Annotated in this window: 17 protein-coding genes; all 17 read left to right on the top strand. The window is 64.5% G+C overall.

Translation table 11 applies throughout. The features are described 5' to 3' along the window. The 17 genes from M511_RS10150 to M511_RS10070 all read left to right on the top strand — a co-directional run bounded on the left by M511_RS10150 (window position 1) and on the right by M511_RS10070 (window position 17,512). Window positions 1–837 carry an IclR family transcriptional regulator gene (locus tag M511_RS10150; RefSeq protein ID WP_085502117.1) on the top strand — a complete coding sequence of 279 codons (837 nt, stop codon included), beginning with the start codon at window positions 1–3 and terminating at the stop codon, window positions 835–837. Beyond that, window positions 834–2,003, top strand: coding sequence for an acetyl-CoA acetyltransferase (locus tag M511_RS10145; protein ID WP_085502116.1), 1,170 nt, complete (start codon window positions 834–836; stop codon window positions 2,001–2,003). Before M511_RS10150 ends, M511_RS10145 begins: the two co-directional genes overlap by 4 nt. After that, window positions 2,000–3,589 (top strand): acyl-CoA synthetase, encoded by a 1,590-nt coding sequence (locus tag M511_RS10140; RefSeq protein WP_085502115.1) that lies wholly within the window; start codon window positions 2,000–2,002, stop codon window positions 3,587–3,589. Before M511_RS10145 ends, M511_RS10140 begins: the two co-directional genes overlap by 4 nt. Next, window positions 3,586–4,425, top strand: a complete 840-nt coding sequence (locus M511_RS10135) for a PCC domain-containing protein (protein WP_085502114.1) — start codon at window positions 3,586–3,588, stop codon at window positions 4,423–4,425. Before M511_RS10140 ends, M511_RS10135 begins: the two co-directional genes overlap by 4 nt. After that, window positions 4,422–5,183: an SDR family NAD(P)-dependent oxidoreductase gene (locus M511_RS10130; RefSeq protein WP_010394615.1), complete on the top strand. Its 762-nt coding sequence runs from the start codon at window positions 4,422–4,424 to the stop codon at window positions 5,181–5,183. The genes M511_RS10135 and M511_RS10130 overlap by 4 nt, the downstream gene beginning before the upstream one ends. A gap of 134 nt (window positions 5,184–5,317) precedes the next feature. Next, window positions 5,318–6,703 (top strand): MocR-like ectoine utilization transcription factor EhuR, encoded by a 1,386-nt coding sequence (gene ehuR, locus M511_RS10125; protein WP_085502113.1) that lies wholly within the window; start codon window positions 5,318–5,320, stop codon window positions 6,701–6,703. 98 nt (window positions 6,704–6,801) lie between these two features. Further along, on the top strand, window positions 6,802–7,587 hold the full coding sequence (gene ehuA, locus M511_RS10120; RefSeq protein WP_010394619.1) for an ectoine/hydroxyectoine ABC transporter ATP-binding protein EhuA: 786 nt from the start codon (window positions 6,802–6,804) through the stop codon (window positions 7,585–7,587). Window positions 7,588–7,606: 19 nt separating this feature from the next. Next, the gene (gene ehuB / locus M511_RS10115; protein ID WP_010394621.1) at window positions 7,607–8,431 is read left to right on the top strand and encodes an ectoine/hydroxyectoine ABC transporter substrate-binding protein EhuB; all 825 of its coding nucleotides are present in this window, start codon (window positions 7,607–7,609) and stop codon (window positions 8,429–8,431) included. A 58-nt stretch (window positions 8,432–8,489) separates the two neighbouring features. Further along, on the top strand, window positions 8,490–9,146 hold the full coding sequence (gene ehuC / locus M511_RS10110) for an ectoine/hydroxyectoine ABC transporter permease subunit EhuC (RefSeq protein ID WP_010394623.1): 657 nt from the start codon (window positions 8,490–8,492) through the stop codon (window positions 9,144–9,146). A gap of 1 nt (window position 9,147) precedes the next feature. After that, entirely contained in the window at window positions 9,148–9,807 is a 660-nt protein-coding gene (gene ehuD / locus M511_RS10105; protein WP_010394625.1) for an ectoine/hydroxyectoine ABC transporter permease subunit EhuD, read from the top strand. Then, on the top strand, window positions 9,804–10,547 hold the full coding sequence (locus M511_RS10100) for an aspartate racemase/maleate isomerase family protein (protein ID WP_085502112.1): 744 nt from the start codon (window positions 9,804–9,806) through the stop codon (window positions 10,545–10,547). Before ehuD ends, M511_RS10100 begins: the two co-directional genes overlap by 4 nt. Beyond that, window positions 10,544–11,500, top strand: a complete 957-nt coding sequence (gene eutB, locus M511_RS10095) for a hydroxyectoine utilization dehydratase EutB (RefSeq protein ID WP_085502111.1) — start codon at window positions 10,544–10,546, stop codon at window positions 11,498–11,500. The genes M511_RS10100 and eutB overlap by 4 nt, the downstream gene beginning before the upstream one ends. Beyond that, complete coding sequence (locus tag M511_RS10090; RefSeq protein ID WP_085502110.1) at window positions 11,497–12,474, top strand: cyclodeaminase; 978 nt, start codon at window positions 11,497–11,499, stop codon at window positions 12,472–12,474. The genes eutB and M511_RS10090 overlap by 4 nt, the downstream gene beginning before the upstream one ends. A gap of 11 nt (window positions 12,475–12,485) precedes the next feature. Continuing rightward, window positions 12,486–13,667, top strand: coding sequence for an ectoine hydrolase DoeA (gene doeA / locus M511_RS10085; RefSeq protein WP_010394634.1), 1,182 nt, complete (start codon window positions 12,486–12,488; stop codon window positions 13,665–13,667). 4 nt (window positions 13,668–13,671) lie between these two features. Continuing rightward, window positions 13,672–14,694 (top strand): N(2)-acetyl-L-2,4-diaminobutanoate deacetylase DoeB, encoded by a 1,023-nt coding sequence (gene doeB / locus M511_RS10080; protein ID WP_085502109.1) that lies wholly within the window; start codon window positions 13,672–13,674, stop codon window positions 14,692–14,694. Beyond that, on the top strand, window positions 14,691–16,142 hold the full coding sequence (locus M511_RS10075; RefSeq protein ID WP_085502108.1) for an NAD-dependent succinate-semialdehyde dehydrogenase: 1,452 nt from the start codon (window positions 14,691–14,693) through the stop codon (window positions 16,140–16,142). The genes doeB and M511_RS10075 overlap by 4 nt, the downstream gene beginning before the upstream one ends. Next, complete coding sequence (locus M511_RS10070) at window positions 16,142–17,512, top strand: aspartate aminotransferase family protein (RefSeq protein WP_085502107.1); 1,371 nt, start codon at window positions 16,142–16,144, stop codon at window positions 17,510–17,512. Before M511_RS10075 ends, M511_RS10070 begins: the two co-directional genes overlap by 1 nt. The last annotated feature ends 11 nt before the right edge of the window (window positions 17,513–17,523 follow it).

Here is a 17,523-nt window from a genome sequence, read left to right as displayed (position 1 = left end):
ATGACCGGACAGCCCGCCCCATCCCCCGCACCCCCTGCGCCTGAGCCCGCCGGCGGCGGCGCGCAGGCGGTGGCGCGGGCGCTGTCGCTGCTGTCGCTGGTCGGCAGGGGTGGCAGCGCGGGATCGGGGCTGGCTCAGCTTGCCGCTGCAACCGGGCTTGCGCGACCGACAGCACGGCGGCTGCTGCTGGCGCTGACCGAGGCGCGCATGGTCGAGCAGGACCGCCACACCCGCCGCTATCATCTTGGTCCCGAAGCGTATCTGCTGGCCTCATTCGCGGCCGAGCGGCACGGCATCCTGCATCACGCGCGCGACTCCATGCTGCGGCTGGCGCGCGACACTGGCGATACGGTGCTGCTGACCGTGCCACAGGGCGACCACACGCTTTGCCTTGAGCGGATCGAGGGCGACTTCCCGGTCCGGACCCATGCTCTGATGCGCGGCGACCGCAAACCAGCGGGCGTCGGCGCAGGGGCGCTGGCGATCCTTGCCGCCCTGCCGGTGGCCGAGGCGGATGCGCTGCTACAGCGTACGGCCCCGCTGACCGAGGCGATGGCCCCCGGCCTTGCCCCGGCACTTATCGAGGATCTGGCGCGCGCGCGGGCCAGCGGCCATGCGCTGAACCCCGGTCGGGTCGTGCCGGGATCGTGGGGCCTGGGCGTTGCAATCCTGTGGCCCGATGGCCGCCCGGCGGGTGCGCTGTCCATCGCTGCAATCGACAGCCGCATGGGCGAGGCCCGTCAGGCCGAACTGACAGCCATGCTGCACCACGAAGCGCGGCTGACCGAAACCCGTCTCGCCGCGCTTGAGACGCAACCCGAAAGGAACATCGCATGACGGATCCGCTGATCGTCGGCTGGGCGCATACGAAATTCGGCAAGGCCGAAGCGCCCGACACCATGGCCCTGATGGCCGAAGTTGCGCGCCCGGCGCTGGACCACGCCGGGCTTGGCCCCGAGGCCGTCGATGGCATTTTCGTCGGGGTCTATAACAACGGCTTCTCGCGGCAGGATTTTCAGGGCGCTCTGGTCGCCATGGGTACCCCCGAACTGGCGGGCGTACCCTTTATGCGCACCGAAAACGCCTGTGCCACCGGCTCGGCCGCGCTTTACTCGGCTGCGGATTTCATCGCCTCGGGGCGTGGCAAGGTCGCGCTGGTGATCGGCGCCGAAAAAATGAGCGCGACCCCCGGAGATCAGGTCGGCGACATCCTTTTGTCAGCAAGCTACGTCCCGGAAGAGGGCGACATCCCCGGCGGATTTGCAGGCGTTTTTGGCCGCATCACCGACACCTATTTCCAACGCCACGGCGACCGCTCGGAAGAGCTGGCGATGATCGCCGCAAAGAACCACGAAAACGGTATGCGCAACCCTTATGCGCATATGCAAAAGCCCTTTGACGTCGCTTTCTGCAACACTGTCTCGGACAAGAACCCGCGGGTGGCGGGACCGCTGCGGCGCACGGATTGTTCACTCGTCTCGGACGGGGCTGCGGCGCTGGTGCTGGCCGCGCCCGATGTGGCGGCCGATCTGCAACGCGCCATCCGCTTTCGCGCCCGGGCGCAGGCGGGCGATCTGCTGGTGCTGTCGCGGCGCGACCCCATCGCCTTTGACGGCCCGCGCCGGGCATGGGCAGCGGCGCTTGAACAAGCCGGGCTTGGTATCATGGATCTGGCGCTGGTCGAGACCCATGACTGTTTCACCACCGCCGAGATGATCGAATACGAGGCCATGGGCCTGGCCGAACCCGGTCAGGGCTGGCGCGTCATCCGCGACGGCGTGACCCGCTTTGACGGCGCGTTGCCGGTGAACCCCTCGGGCGGGCTCAAGTCGCGCGGCCATCCGATCGGCGCAACCGGCGTCTCGCAACATGTCATGGTCGCCATGCAGCTTTGCGGTGATTCTGGCGAAATGCAGGTGCCGGGCGCCACACTCGGCGGGGTATTCAACATGGGCGGCGCAGCAGTCGCCAGCTATTGCTCGATTCTGGAGCGGATGAAATGACCGAACCCATCGGCGGCCTGAACCCGGTCTCGACCCGGGTGATGAACCTTGCCACTTTTCTGACCCAGGCAGCACGGCGGGACCCTGACGGCGTCGCGCTGGTCATGGGCGATGCGCGCTGGAGCTGGCGCGAGTTCGAAGCCCGCGCCGACGCCCTTGCCCACGCGCTGCAAACCCGCTTTGGCCTGCAAAAGGGCGACCGGGTCATGTGCCAGTCGCAGAACTGCATGGAGATGATGCAGGCCATGTTCGCGGTCTGGCGCGCCGGTGGCGTCTGGGTGCCCGCGAACTTTCGCCAGACGCCCGAAGAGGTGGCCTATCTGACACAATCCTCGGGCACGGCACTGATGTTCTGCAACGCGGGCTTTCCCGATCACGCCGCCGCCTGCGGGGTAACGACGCTGGTCTTTGGTCAGGCGGACTTTGGCCCCTCGGTGCAGGATATCACCGAGGCGCATCTGGGCCAGCGCCCCGAAGTCGCGGTGGTGGATCGCGACGACCCGTGCTGGTTCTTCTTTACCTCGGGAACGACGGGACGGCCCAAAGCCTCGGTCCTGACCCACGGGCAAATGGCCTTTGTCGTTACAAACCATCTTGCTGACCTGATGCCCGGGCTGACGGGCGACGATGCCTCACTGGTCGTCGCGCCGCTGTCCCATGGCGCGGGGGTCCATCAGCTGACGCAGGTGGCACGGGGGGTCAAGACCGTGCTTTTGCCGTCCGAACGTTTCGATGTCGCGCAGGTCTGGGATCTGGTGCGGGAATGGCGTGTCTCGACCATGTTTACGGTGCCGACGATCCTTAAACTGCTGGTCGAACATCCGGCGACAGCCGGGGCCGATACCTCATCGCTGCGCTATGTGATCTATGCTGGCGCGCCTATGTACCGGGTCGATCAGCAAAAAGCGCTGGACACGCTTGGCAAGGTGCTGGTGCAATATTACGGGCTGGGCGAATGTACCGGCGCAATCACCGTCCTGCCCGCCCATCTGCACGAAACCGGGGAAGGTCCAAACGTCCGCATCGGTACCTGTGGCCATGCCCGCACCGGGATCGAGATCCAGATACAGGACGATCAGGGCCGCGAACTGCCGCCCGGCCAGACCGGAGAGATTTGCGTGATCGGCCCCGCCGTCTTTGCCGGCTATTACCAGAACCCACAGGCCAATGCGAAATCCTTTCGCAACGGCTGGTTCCGCACCGGGGACCTTGGCCATATGGACGAGGCGGGCTTTGTCTATATCACCGGACGCGAATCCGACATGTTCATCTCGGGCGGCTCAAACGTTTACCCGCGCGAGATCGAGGAAAAGATCCTGACCCACCCCGCCATCTCTGAGGTCGCGGTGCTTGGCATCCCCGACCCGCTGTGGGGTGAGGTCGGCTGGGCGGTCTGCGTTGCCCACGCTCCGGTCAGCGAAGCAGAGCTGACCGAATATCTTGGGCCCAGGGTCTCGCGCTACAAACTTCCCAAACGCTTTCTGTTCTGGGACGCGCTGCCGAAATCGGCCTATGGCAAGATCACCAAAAAGATGATCCGCGAAGAGCTTGAGGCCCGCGGCCTGCTGGAGAAAGCACCGGCATGAGCCCCGACACGCGGATGGTCCATCCCGGCCCGCGCGCCACAAGCCGCGCCGAGGTGCGGCGCGCCGTGTTGCGCCCTGTCAGGGGGCGGCTGCGCGCGGGTCAGACGGTCATGCAGGCGGTGGGCGATCTGTTCGCCTCTTGCGGCTGCAAGGGCGGGGTGTTGTCGCTTGCCGGGCTTTGCTGCGGGCCGATGCGTTATGTGCTGCCCGACCTGTCCACCGACGGGCTGCATGCGGCGTGGTATTCCGAGACGCACGCCCCGCCGGGCCGCTGGACAATCCGCAGCGCCACCGCCACCGTCGGCTGGAAAGAGGGCGCGCCCTTTCTGCATTGCCACGGCATCTGGTCGGATGGGCGCGAAACGGCCATGGGGCACCTTTTGCCCTTTGACTCGGTCATTGCCGAGGACGTCACGGTCGAAGGACTTGGCGCCCCCGGCACATGGTTCGAGGCCCTGCCTGACCCCGAGACCGCCTTTACCCTGTTCACGCCTGAGGGGGGCGAGGATGGCGCCGCCCTTTTCGCCCGCATCCGCCCGGGCGAGGACGTAGTCACCGCCATCGAAACCCTCGCCGCCAGGCATGGCATCAGCTCGGCAAGGCTGCATGCCGTCGGCAGTATCGACCACATCCGCTTTTCGGACGGGCAGCGTATGGACTGCCTTGCCACCGAACTGCGTTTTGACGACGCCCGGCTGATCCGGGGCACCGCGCATATCCCGATTGAGGTCGTGGATATCCACGGCCATATCGCCCGAGGCGTGCTGGAACGTGGCCCGAACCCTGTGGGCGTCACGCTGGAACTCATCATCGAACCGACAGAGGACCCATCATGAAAACCGCTATCGTCACCGGGGGTTGCCGGGGCATCGGCCTTGCCGCCACCGAGATCTTTCTTGAACAGGGCTGGCGCGTGGCCATGGTCGATCGTGACACCGAAGAGCTGCACCGGGTCGCGGATGGTATGGAAAACGTGCTGGCGGTCGAGGCCGATGTCTCGATTCCCAAGGATGTCGAGCGCATGGTGGCCGAGACAACCGCCGCATTCGGCCGCATTGATGCGCTGGTGAACAATGCCGGGGTCGCGCTGTTTTCGCGCGTCGGCCGCACCAGTTTCGAGGAATGGCGCGAGGTGATGTCGACAAACCTTGACGGCGTCTTTCTGTGCACCCAGGCGGCAGTGCCGGAACTGGCCAAGACGCGTGGGGCAATCGTCAATATCGCCTCGATCTCGGGCCTGCGCGCCTCGACCCTGCGGGTAGCATACGGCACCTCCAAGGCGGCGGTGATCCACCTGACCAAGCAATTCGCCGCCGAGCTGGGCGAACAGGGCATCCGCGTCAATTGTGTGGCACCCGGCCCGGTCAAGACCAAGCTGGCTGCCGCCGTCCATGCGCCCGAAATCATCTCGGCCTATTACGACGCCATCCCGCTGAACCGCTATGGCGAGGCGCGTGAGATCGCAGAAGCCATCGTCTTTCTATGCTCGGACAAGGCGAGTTTCGTGTCAGGACAGACCCTGGCCGTCGATGGTGGCTTTGACGCAACCGGCGTCGGCCTGCCCGCGCTCAGGCGCGAGAACGAACCGGCCTGACCGCGGGCCGGTGCCGCATCCAACCCGCTGACCAATGCCGGGCCGTGTCACGACATCACGGCCCGGCCGAAAATTGTCTGCAGATATAATCATAACAATATTGCCAATTGCCTGGATTGGATTAATTTCAATCCATGACAATATGGACCCCAGATCCCGGTACCCTGCATCGCCCGGCCTATCTTTCGCTGGCCGAGCAATATGCCCGCGCCATTCGCGACGGGCGGCTGCCCGCTGGCACCCGCCTGCCGCCCCAGCGCAAGCTGGCCGACGATCTGGGATTGTCGGTCCAAACCGTCTCGCGCGCCTATGAAGAACTGATCCGCCGCGGCCTGGTGGTCGGAGAGGTCGGGCGCGGCTCTTTCGTGTTGCCCCCGGGGGGCGAAAACTCACCACCCTATCTGGCAGAGCGGCAGCGCGAACTGATCGACCTGTCGATCCTCAAACCCGTGACCGAGCATATGCATGTCGAGACCTTCCGTCAGGGCCTGCATTGGGTGGCCGAAAATCTGACGGCTTCGGCCGCGCTGTCCTTCCGCCCGAACTCGGTCCTGCCGAAACACCAGCAGGTCGCCGCAGACTGGCTGCGCCGTCATGGCGTCGACACCGCACCGCAAAACATCACCATCACCGACGGCGCCACCTCGGCCATCACCACGGCGGTGATGAGCGCGGTCCCGGCGGGCGGCACTTTGGCGGCCGCCACGCTGACCCATCATCTGTTGATCCCGCTGTGCCGCTATCTGGGCCTGCATCTTGAGGGACTGCCCGTCGATGAGGACGGCATCATCCCCGAGGCGCTGGATCATCTGGCCCGCAAGGGCTGTTTGCGGGCGCTGTATATGCAACCGGCGGCAATCAATCCCATGGCAATCATGACCAGCACCCAACGTCGCGCCGAACTTGCCGATATTGCCCGTCGGCATGATCTGCTGATCATCGAAAACGACATGCTGAACGCGATGATTCCCGACCGGCCGACGCCCATGGCGGCACTCGCGCCCGAGCGGGTGCTGCATATCAACGGCTTTACCAAGACCACGCTGCCGGGCCTGCGGGTTGCCTGGCTGGTGTCTCCGCCCCAGATCGCCTCGACCGCCGCTAACCGGCATCTGGTGACAAACTGGATGGCCACACCCGCCATGGTCGAATTGCTGAGCCATTGGATCAGTGACGGCACGGTGGACCGGCTGATCTGCTGGCAACGCGAGGCGTTGGAACAGCGCCACCGCATCGCCCGTGAGGTGCTGGGCGCAACCCCGTTTCGCGCACATCCCCAAAGCCTGCACATCTGGCTGGAACTGCCCGAAGGTCGCGACGAAGAGGAATTTGTCGCCCAGGGCCGCCAGCGCGGCGTCGCCATCGCTTCGGGCCGGGCCTTCCGGCTGAGTGAACGTGGACGCCGCGACGCGGTGCGAATCGCCCTTGGCTCGACCAGCACAGATGAGCTGCACCGGGGCCTAGCACTGGTCGCCGATGTACTGAACGGCACCTCGGAGCCGTTGCTTCCGCTGATCTGATGAGCAGATCAAAGCTAAAAATTGTTATGATATTATTTTAATATTGACCTGATTTGATCTCGCTGCAAAGCTCTCCTCAGCAACAAAGGGGGACGCCTTTGGACCAGCCGATCATCCGCATCCAGAATTTGCAGAAATCCTTCGGGACGCTGACAGTTATCGACGGGCTGAACTTTGATGTGGCCAAGGGCGAAAAGCTGGCGCTGATCGGCCCCTCGGGCTCGGGCAAGACCACGATCCTGCGCATCCTGATGACGCTGGAAGGGATCTCGGGCGGACGGATCGAAATCTGTGGCGAACCGCTGTACCACATGCAACGCAATGGCGCCGAGGTCCCCGCGGATGAGGCGCATCTGCACCGGATGCGTCGCCACATCGGCATGGTATTTCAGCATTTCAACCTGTTCCCGCATAAATCGGTGCTGCAAAACATCACGCTCGCCCCCATGCTGACCAAGGGCGAGACGCGGGCAGCGGCCGACAAGCGGGCGCGCGAATTGCTTGATATGGTCGGCCTGGCCGATAAGGCCGGCTACATGCCAAGCCAGCTTTCGGGCGGCCAGAAACAACGCGTCGCCATCGCCCGCGCGCTGGCCCTTCAGCCCCAGATCATGCTCTTTGACGAGGTGACCTCGGCTCTTGACCCTGAACTGGTCGAAGAGGTGCTCGAAGTGATGAAGCGCCTGGCCGCCGAAACCGACATGACCATGCTGCTTGTCACTCACGAGATGGGATTTGCCCATGACTTCGCTGATCGCGTCCTGTTCTTTGACCGGGGCCGCATCGTCGAACAGGGTCCGCCCAAGCAGATCTTTACCGCGCCGGCAGAGGACCGGACGAAGTCCTTCCTGCGCAAGATCATCGCCGCCGGACAGCGCGTGTGATGCAACCCAACAGGAGAGAATGATGAAAAAATGCCTGATCGCCTTGGTTTTGGTGGCCGCGCCGCTGCCGGCCCTTGCCGACAAGCTAGATGACCTCAAGGAACAGGGCTATGTCCGCATCGCCATCGGCAACGAACCGCCCTATACGGCTGTCGCCTCGGACGGCAAGGTCTCGGGGGCGGCACCGGATGTGGCACGCGCGGTCTTTGAGCGGCTGGGGATCAAGGATCTTGAGGCCTCGATTGCCGAATATGGCGCGATGATCCCCAGCCTTCAGGCCGGGCGGGTCGATGCGATCACCGCAGGTCTGTTCATGAAACCCGAGCGGTGTCAGGCCGTCGCCTATTCCGAACCGATCCTTTGCGATGCCGAGGCACTGCTGCTGCCCAAAGGCAACCCAAAGGGCTTTAAATCCTATGCTGACATCGCCAACGACCCTGCGGCAAAGCTTGGCGCGCCGGGCGGAGGCACCGAGGAAAAGCTGGCGCTTGATGCGGGCGTGCCGCGCGACCGGCTGATCGTGGTTCCTGATCCGCAATCGGGGCTGAAGATGGTGCAGGACGGCCGTATCGACGCCTATTCGCTGCCGGTCCTGTCACTCAACGATCTGCTTAAGAAATCGGGAGACGCGAACCTTGAGGTCTTTGCCCCGGTCGAAGGCGCCCCGGTTTATTGCGACGGCGCGGCCTTTAACAAAAAGGACACCGCCCTGCGCGACGCCTTTGACGTCGAGCTGGCCAAGCTGAAAGAATCGGGCGAGTTCGCCAGCATCGTCGAGCCTTACGGCTTTTCGGCACAGGCGGCGATGTCGACGACGCGCGATCAGCTCTGCGCGGCGCAGTAACCTCTGGGCGGGGGGTTACCTCGCCTTTTCATCAGCGAAAAAAGGCAGGCTTCGGCGCATGGGCGACTGGGCAGGATATCTGACACTCATCCTTCAGGGGGCATGGGTCACGGTCAAGCTGACCCTGATGGGCTCGGCTTTGGCGCTGGTCGTGGCCTTTCTTGCCGGGCTTGGCCGCATCTCGCACCACGCGCCGATCCGCTGGCTTTCAACCGCGTATATCGAATTCTTTCGCGGCACTTCGATCTTTGTCCAGCTGTTCTGGATCTATTTCGTGCTGCCGATGACAGGGGCCGAGCTGACGCCCATGCAGGCGGGGGTAATGGCGCTGGGGTTGAATGTCGGCGCATATGGGGCCGAGGTGGTGCGCGGCGCGATCCTGGCCGTGCCGCGCGGCCAGCACGAGGCCTGCATCGCCGTCAACCTGACGCGCTGGCAGCGGCTGCGCCATGTCATCCTGCCGCAAGCCCTGCCGCTGATGCTGCCGACCTTTTGCAACAATGCCATCGAGCTGCTCAAGGCGACTTCGGTCGTCTCGCTGATATCGCTGTCGGACATGACCTTTCAGGCGCAGGTGGTCCGTTCACAGACCGGCAGCACGCTGATGCCCTTTGTCACCATCCTGGTGCTGTATTTCGCGATGTCCTCGGCCATCTCATTCGGCATGCGCCGGATCGAGCGCCGGGTGACGCGCGGTCTCGACGGAGTGCGCTGACATGGAATGGGATTGGGATTTCGCCTGGTCGATCATGCCCACCCTGCTTGCAGGGTTCCGCATCACGCTGATCGCGACCTTTCTCGGCGCTATTGTGGCCGCAGTGCTGGGGCTGGTCTTTGCGATCCTGCGCCGCTCATCCAACCGCTGGCTTTCACGCGGGACCAGTTTTGTGGTCGAATTCATCCGCGGCACGCCGCTGCTCGTGCAGCTGTATTTCATCTTTTACGTGCTGCCCGATCTGGGGCTGCGATTGCCGGCGCTGATGGCGGGGGTGATCGGCATGGGCCTGCACTATGCGACCTATGCTGCCGAGGTCTATCGCGGCGGCATCGAATCCGTCCCGCGGGGCCAGTGGGAGGCCGCGCGCGCCACCAACCTGACCACCCGGCAGACCTGGCTGCATGTCATTCTGCCGCAGGCGGTGCCACCGATGATCCCGGCGATGGCGAATTACCTGCTGGCCATGTTCAAGGAAACGCCGTTGCTATCCGCCATCACCGTACTTGAGCTGATGAATCAGGCGAAATCGGTCGCCAACAGCTCATACCGCTATGTCGAGCCGATGACGCTGGTCGGGGTGATGTTCCTGATCGTCAGCCTGCTGTCGGTCATCGCGCTGCGCTGGCTGGAACGCCGTTATGGAAGGGTCTCGCAATGAACACCCTGCCGCTGTCCGTCACCTTTGACAACCGGCCCCTGCCCCGTCGCGTCGGGCTGGTGACACTGGCCACAGATCACACGACCGAGGTCGATTTCTCGGTCCTGCCGGCGCATGGCGTTGGCGTCTATGCCACCCGCATCCCCTTTGCCAATCCCGTCACGCCCGAGACATTGGCCGCGATGGCCCGCGACGTGACCTCGGCAGCGGCGCTGATCCTGCCTGATGAGGATCTGGACGCGGTGGTCTATAGCTGCACTTCGGCCTCGGTCGTGATCGGCGACGAAGCGGTGCGCGAGGCGATCCGGCTTGGCAAGCCGCGCGCTGAGCCGATCACACCGATTTCAGCCGGATTTGCCGCTTTGCGGGCGCTTAAGGCAGAGCGGATCACACTTCTGACCCCCTACACCCCGCGCACCACCCAGCCGATGGCCGATTGCTTCCGGGGTGCGGGCTTTGCCCTGCAAGGGGTGTCCTGCCTGAACCTGACCGACGATCGCGAAATGGCACGAATTTCGCATGCGACGATCATCGAGGCGGCGCGTGCCGCCATCGCCCCGGACAGCCAGGCATTGTTTATCGCCTGCACTGCCGTCCGCGCCGCCACCGTCGTCGACCGGATCGAACAGACGGTCGGGGTCCCGGTGGTCTCGGCCAATTCCGCAACGCTGTGGGCGGCTGCGCGGGCCTGCGGCGTGACCGGCCCGATCGCGCCCGGCCAACTGATGAGGACGGCATGAGCGTCACCCTTAACGACATCCACGCCGCCGCCAAGCGCATCCGCGCCCATGTGGTCGAAACGCCGCTGTTGCCGGACGAGGTCCTGTCAGCCCGGCTGGGCAAGCCCATCTGGCTGAAATGCGAATACCGCCAGACCACTGGCGCCTTCAAGCTGCGCGGCGCGACCAATGCGCTTTTGTCCCTGCAACCCAGGGCGCTGGCGCGCGGCGTTGTCACAGCTTCGACCGGAAATCATGGCCGGGCGCTGGCCCATGCGGCCCGCGCGCTTGGCGTGCCGGCGACTGTCTGCCTGTCGCGTCTGGTACCCGAAAACAAGGTACGTGCCATCCGCGACCTCGGGGCCGAGGTGCGCATCGCCGGCGCCAGCCAGGATGAGGCAATGGCCGAGGTTGCCCGCGCAGTCGAACGCGAAGGGATGACCGAAATCCCGCCCTTTGACCATGAAGCGGTGGTTGCCGGTCAGGGAACGTTGGGTCTGGAAATCGCGCCCATGGACCCTGCGACGGTGCTGGTACCGCTTTCCGGCGGCGGGCTCGCAGCTGGGATTGCGGTGGCGCTCAGGTCGCTTGCCCCCCAGACACGGATCATCGGCCTGACGATGGAGAGTGGTGCCGCCATGGCCGCGAGCCTTGCCGCCGGTCACCCGGTCGAGGTCGGGGAAAGCCCCAGCCTTGCCGACAGCCTTGGCGGCGGCATCGGGGTCGCAAACCGCGTGACCTTTCCGCTGTGCCGCGACCTGCTCGACGATGTGGTCCTGCTGACCGAAACCGAGATCGCGGCCGGTATCCGCCATCTTGGCCGCGCGGGCCATGTCGTCGAAGGCGCGGCCAGCGTCGGCACCGCCGCGCTTCTTGCGGGTAAGGTCGCGCCGACCGGCCCGACCATCTGCATCCTTTCCGGCGCGAATATCGACCCCGCGCTGCATTCCCGCATCATGGCAGAGGCCGCATGAGACCGCCCGTCACCATCCTGACCGAAACCGACCTGCGCGCGCTTGTGCCGCCGGATACCAAAGCTGTTGCCTGCATCCGCGATGCCTTTGTGGCGCTGGCGACCCGACCTGTGGCAATGCCGCCGATCCTGCGCCTGGATATCCCCGAACACCGGGGCGAGGTCGATGTAAAGACCGCTTATATTCCTGGCCTTTCGCATTTCGCGATCAAGATCTCGCCCGGATTTTTTGGCAATCCCGCGCTTGGCCTGCCCTCTACCAATGGGATGATGGTGGTGCTGTCCTCGCGTACCGGACTGGTCGAGGCTCTGTTGCTCGACAACGGCTATCTGACCGATATTCGCACCGCGGCAGCCGGGGCAGTGGCCGCCGACGCGCTTGCGCGCCCGGATGCAGGCAAGGCAGCGATCCTTGGGGCGGGGATGCAGGCGCGGATGCAGCTGCGCGCGCTTACACTTGTGCGCAAACTTACCGGGGTGCGGGTCTGGGCGCGGGATGCGGCCAAGGCACAGGCTTTTGCGGCCGAGATGACCAAAGCGTTGGGCATCCCCGTCACCCCCGCCGCCAGCGTCGCCGGGGCGACGCACGACGCTGATCTGGTCGTGACCACCACCCCCGCCGAGCAGCCGATCCTAGGTCCCGACGACATTGCCCCCGGAACCCATGTCACCGCCATGGGCTCGGACGCGCAGCATAAGAATGAGATCGCGCCCGAGCTGATCGCCTGCGCACTCTATGTTGCCGACCGCCTCTCGCAAACGCGAGAGCTGGGCGAACTGCGCCATTCGCCCCTTGCCGGGCAGGAATTTCCCGAACTGGGCCAGATCCTTGCCGGACAGGCCGCGGGCCGGACCAGCGCCAGCCAGATCACCCTGGCCGATCTGACCGGCACCGGGATTCAGGACACCGCCATCGCCACCCTGGCACTTGCCCGTGCGGGCAAAACCGGGGCCGGCCGTACCTTCACCCTGTGAGAGCAACCGCCATGACAGAAGTCGCATTGAAATTCACCCGCGAGGAATATGCCGGACGCCTCGCCAGGACCCGCCGGGCGATGGAGGCGAAAGGCGTCGATCTGCTGATCGTCACCGATCCGTCGAACATGAACTGGCTGACAGGCTATGACGGCTGGTCATTTTACGTCCATCAATGTGTCGTCATCCCGCCCGAGGGCGAACCGATCTGGTACGGGCGCGGACAGGACGCCAATGGCGCAAAACTGACCGCCTATCTGCGGCATGAAAATATCATCGGCTATCCCGACCATTACGTGCAGAACCCCGAAATGCACCCGATGGACCACCTGTCCGCCATCCTGCGCGACCGTGGCTGGGGCGCAAAGCGCATCGGCGTCGAAATGGACAATTACTGGTTCACCGCCGCAGCCTTTGCCAGCCTGACACAGCACCTGCCGGATGCGCGGTTTTCAGATTGCACCGCCCTTGTGAACTGGCAACGCGCGGTGAAAAGCCCGCAAGAGATCGCCTATATGCGCAATGCCGCGCGGATCGTCGAGGCGATGCACGCCCGCATCCTCGACAAGGTCGAGGTCGGCATGCGCAAATGCGATCTTGTGGCCGAGATCTATGATGCAGGCGTGCGCGGCATCGACGGAATCGGCGGCGATTATCCCGCAATCGTGCCGCTGTTGCCCTCGGGGCGCGATGCCTCGGCCCCGCATCTGACATGGGACGACAAGCCGATGCAGCGCGGCGAGGGCACTTTCTTTGAAATCGCCGGGTGCTATCACCGCTATCACGTCCCCCTGTCGCGCACGGTATTTCTGGGCAAACCGACACAGGCGTTCCTAGACGCGGAAAAAGCGACGCTCGAAGGGATGGAGGCAGGGCTTGCCGCCGCGAAACCCGGCAATACCTGCGAAGATATCGCCAGGGGCTTTTTCGACGTTCTGGCAAAGTACAACATCATCAAGGACAACCGCACCGGCTATGGAATCGGCGTCAGCTACCCCCCGGATTGGGGTGAACGCACGATGTCCCTGCGCCCCGGCGACCGCACAGTGCTGCAACCCGGGATGACCTTTCACTTCATGACCGGCCTCTGGCTTGAGGACATGGGGCTGGAGATCACCGAGTCGATCCTGATCACCGACACCGGCGTCGAGTGCCTTGCCAATGTCCCGCGCCAGCTTTTCGTAAAGGATTAGGGCCATGTTGCAGATGCAGCCCCCGCCCTCGCTGGTGCCTTCGCCCGTCACGGCGACGGTGGATTTTGCCGCGCCCGGGGTACAGCACGGCTTTCTGCGCCTGCCCTACTCGCGCGATGACGCGGCCTGGGGTTCGGTGATGATCCCGGTCACCGTGGTCAATCACGGCGAGGGGCCGACGGCGCTGCTGACCGGCGCAAACCACGGTGACGAATACGAAGGGCCGATCGCGCTTTTCGATCTTGCCGCAACCGTCCGGCCCGAGGAAGTCACCGGCCGGCTGATCATCATTCCGGCGATGAACTACCCGGCCTTTGCAGCAGGCACCCGTACCTCTCCGATCGACCGGGGCAACCTGAACCGCAGCTTTCCGGGTCGGCCCGACGGCACGGTGACCCAAAAGATCGCCGATTATTTCCAGCGCGTGCTGCTGCCCATGGCCGATGTGGTGCTGGATTTCCATTCGGGCGGAAAAACGCTGGATTTCCTGCCCTATTGCGCCGCCCATGTGCTGCCCGACAAGCGGCAAGAGGCGGCCGCCTTTGACCTTGTACGCGCCTTTGGCGCCCCATGGTCGTGCAGGATGCTCGAAATCGACGCGGTCGGCATGTATGACACCGCCGCCGAAGATATGGGCAAAATCTTTGTCACCACCGAACTGGGCGGAGGCGGGACAGCATCGGCCCTCACAGCCGGAATCGCCCGGCGAGGCCTGAGAAACCTGCTGATTGCCGCCGGGGCGATGCGGGGCGAGGTCACGGCCCAGCCGACACGCTGGCTTGATATGCCCGACGCTGATTGCTTTGCCTTTGCCGAGGACGGCGGGTTGATCGAATTCCTGATTGATCTGGGCGGGCCGGTCAGTGCCGACCAGCCTGTCGCGCGCATCTTTCCCATCGGGCGGACCGGGCTTGCCCCGATTGCCGTCCATGCCCGCCGCGCCGGGCTGCTGATGGCGCGGCATTTCCCCGGCATCGTGAAACCCGGCGACTGCGTCGCCGTCATCGGCGAGGAGGTCGAAGGATGATCTCGGACAAGACCCTGCTTTGCGAAGACGCCTTTATCAACGGCGGCTGGGTCGGCGGCCCGCGCTTTGACGTCACCGACCCCGCGACCGGCACGGTTATCGCCCGGGTGGCACGGCTTGATGCGTCGCAGGCCCGCGCAGCCGTCGATGCGGCTCAGGCCGCCTTTGCCCCCTGGGCCGCCCAGCTGCCGCAGGAACGCGCGGCAGTGCTGTTGCGCTGGTACCAGCTTATCCGCGAAAACCGCGAGGATCTGGCCCGGCTCATGACCGCCGAACAGGGCAAACCCCTGTCCGAGGCCCGGGGCGAAATCGACTACGCGGCCAGCTTTGTCGAATTCTACGCCGAAGAGGCAAAGCGACCGAATATCGAAAGCGTGACCTCGCATCTTTCGACCGCCGAGATGGAACTGTGGCGCGAACCTTTGGGCGTCGCGGCGCTGGTGACCCCGTGGAACTTTCCCTGTGCCATGATTACCCGCAAGGCCGCGGCAGCACTGGCGGCGGGTTGTACCACGGTTGTGCATCCTTCGGCGGAAACGCCACTTTCGGCGACCGCCCTGGCAGAGCTTGCGCGGCGCGCAGGCTTTCCGGCAGGCACCTTTAACGTCGTGACCGGGGACGCGGCCGAAATCGTCGGCGCATGGTGCGCCGACCCCCGGGTTCGGGCGCTCAGCTTTACCGGCTCGACCCGTATCGGCAAGCAGCTGTATCGCCAAAGCGCCGATACGGTAAAGCGGCTAGTTCTTGAGCTTGGCGGTCACGCGCCCTTTATCGCCTTTGCCGATTGCGACCTTGATCTGGCCGTTGATGAGGCGATCAAGGCCAAATTCGCAACCTCGGGACAGGATTGCCTTGGCGCAAACCGCTTTCTGATCGAACGCGGGATCTATGATGAGTTCTGCCGCCGCTTTGCCGCCGCCACCGCCGCGCTGACACTGGGTCCGGGGGTCGAGGACCGCGACCTTGGTCCGCTGATGAATGAAGTCGCCGTCCGCAAGCAAGAGGAACATGTCGCCGACGCATTGGCCCGCGGCGCACGGCTGCTGACCGGGGGGACACGGGATGCGCAGGGGCCGCTGTTCTATCAGCCGACCGTTCTGGCCGATGTCCCGCCCGAGGCGCTGATCTTTCACGAAGAAACTTTCGGCCCTGTCGCCGCCATCGCCCCTTTTGAAACCGAGGACGATGCGGTGGGTATCGCCAATGGCACCGAATACGGGCTGGTCGCCTATGTCCATAGCCGCGACCCGCGCCGCATCTACCGCCTGTCGCGGGCGCTGGAATTCGGCATGGTCGCCGTCAACCGCACCAAGGTCACCGGCGCACCGATCCCCTTTGGCGGCATGAAACAGTCCGGGCTGGGCCGCGAAGGCAGCCGCCACGGGCTCGAAGCATTCACCGAGATCAAATACGTCTGCCGCGACTGGGCAGAGACAAGGAGAGCATGATGCTGACCAATGACGAACTGTCCAAATGGGACCGCGAGAGCCTGTTCCACCCCTCGACCAATCTTGGCCAGTTCGCGCGGGGCGAGGGCGCGCAGCGCATCGTCGCAGGCGCCGAGGGTGTCCATATTCTGGACCGCGACGGCAACCGGCTGCTGGACGGCTTTGCGGGCCTGTACTGCGTGAACGTGGGTTATGGCCGCACCGAAATCGCCGATGCAATCGCCCGGCAGGCGCGCGAGCTGGCCTATTACCACGCCTATGCCGGTCATGGCTCAGAAGCGTCGATCACGCTGGCAAAGATGGTCATGGACCGCGCGCCCAAGCATATGGCGCGGGTCTATTTCGGGCTTGGCGGCTCGGACGCGAATGAAACGAACATCAAGCTGGTCTGGTACTACAACAATATCCGCGGGCTGCCGCAAAAGAAAAAGATCATCTCGCGCTGGCGCGGCTATCACGGCAGCGGCCTGATGACCGGCTCGCTGACCGGGCTTGAGCTTTTTCACCGCAAGTTCGACCTGCCGCTGGCGCAGGTGATCCATACCGAGGCGCCCTATTACTATCGCCGCAAGGATGCCGGCATGACCGAAGAGCAATTCAGCGCCCATTGCGCCGAAGAGCTTGAGCGCCTGATCGCCGCCGAAGGCGCGGACACCATCGCCGCCTTTATCGGCGAGCCGGTTCTGGGCACCGGCGGGATCGTCCCGCCGCCCAAAGGTTATTGGCAGGCGATCCAGAAAGTTTTGGCGCGTCACGATATCCTGCTGATCGCTGATGAGGTGGTGACAGGCTTTGGCCGGCTGGGCAGCATGTTCGGCTCGGACCATTATGGCATGACGCCCGATATCATCACCTGCGCCAAGGGCCTGACCTCGGCCTATGCGCCGCTGTCGGGCAGCATCGTCGGGCAAAAGGTCTGGGATGTGCTGATGCAGGGCACGGACGAAAACGGCGTCCTTGGTCATGGCTGGACCTATTCCGCCCATCCCATCGGCGCAGCGGCCGGTATCGCCAATCTGCGGCTGATCGACGAGCTGGGACTGGTCGGGAACGCCGGTCGCACCGGCCGCTATCTGAACGACCGGATGCGCGCCGCCCTTGGCGATCATCCCAATGTCGGTGAAATCCGCGGTGAGGGCATGCTTTGCGCGGTCGAGCTGGTCCGGGATCGGGACCAGCGCACCTTCTTTGACGCTGACGAGGGGGTCGGGGCCAAGGTCGTTGGCGCAATGCTCAGACGCGGTGTGATCGCCCGCGCCATGCCGCAGGGCGATATCATCGGACTTGCCCCGCCCCTGTGCCTGACCGAGGCCGAGGCCGATGTCATCGTCGATGCCGCCGCCGGATCCGTGCGCGAAATCCTGGGCTAAGGCGGAATAAC

This window comes from Paracoccus sp. J56, from assembly GCF_019633685.1.
In the GTDB taxonomy this organism is placed as follows: Bacteria; Pseudomonadota; Alphaproteobacteria; order Rhodobacterales; family Rhodobacteraceae; genus Paracoccus; species Paracoccus kondratievae.
The sequence above is the reverse complement of the archived record's forward strand: the minus strand, read 5'-3'. Positions and strand labels throughout refer to the sequence as shown.

Bases quoted from the DNA above. Each gene is read 5' to 3' on its own strand.
- M511_RS10130 (WP_010394615.1), top strand. From the start codon at position 4,422: ATGAAAACCGCTATCGTCACCGGGGGTTGCCGGGGCATCGGCCTTGCC.
- M511_RS10135 (WP_085502114.1), top strand. From the start codon at position 3,586: ATGAGCCCCGACACGCGGATGGTCCATCCCGGCCCGCGCGCCACAAGC.
- ehuR (WP_085502113.1), top strand. From the start codon at position 5,318: ATGACAATATGGACCCCAGATCCCGGTACCCTGCATCGCCCGGCCTAT.
- M511_RS10145 (WP_085502116.1), top strand. From the start codon at position 834: ATGACGGATCCGCTGATCGTCGGCTGGGCGCATACGAAATTCGGCAAG.
- doeB (WP_085502109.1), top strand. From the start codon at position 13,672: ATGTTGCAGATGCAGCCCCCGCCCTCGCTGGTGCCTTCGCCCGTCACG.
- ehuB (WP_010394621.1), top strand. From the start codon at position 7,607: ATGATGAAAAAATGCCTGATCGCCTTGGTTTTGGTGGCCGCGCCGCTG.
- doeA (WP_010394634.1), top strand. From the start codon at position 12,486: ATGACAGAAGTCGCATTGAAATTCACCCGCGAGGAATATGCCGGACGC.
- ehuC (WP_010394623.1), top strand. From the start codon at position 8,490: ATGGGCGACTGGGCAGGATATCTGACACTCATCCTTCAGGGGGCATGG.
- eutB (WP_085502111.1), top strand. From the start codon at position 10,544: ATGAGCGTCACCCTTAACGACATCCACGCCGCCGCCAAGCGCATCCGC.
- M511_RS10090 (WP_085502110.1), top strand. From the start codon at position 11,497: ATGAGACCGCCCGTCACCATCCTGACCGAAACCGACCTGCGCGCGCTT.
- M511_RS10070 (WP_085502107.1), top strand. From the start codon at position 16,142: ATGCTGACCAATGACGAACTGTCCAAATGGGACCGCGAGAGCCTGTTC.
- M511_RS10140 (WP_085502115.1), top strand. From the start codon at position 2,000: ATGACCGAACCCATCGGCGGCCTGAACCCGGTCTCGACCCGGGTGATG.
- ehuD (WP_010394625.1), top strand. From the start codon at position 9,148: ATGGAATGGGATTGGGATTTCGCCTGGTCGATCATGCCCACCCTGCTT.
- M511_RS10150 (WP_085502117.1), top strand. From the start codon at position 1: ATGACCGGACAGCCCGCCCCATCCCCCGCACCCCCTGCGCCTGAGCCC.
- M511_RS10100 (WP_085502112.1), top strand. From the start codon at position 9,804: ATGAACACCCTGCCGCTGTCCGTCACCTTTGACAACCGGCCCCTGCCC.
- M511_RS10075 (WP_085502108.1), top strand. From the start codon at position 14,691: ATGATCTCGGACAAGACCCTGCTTTGCGAAGACGCCTTTATCAACGGC.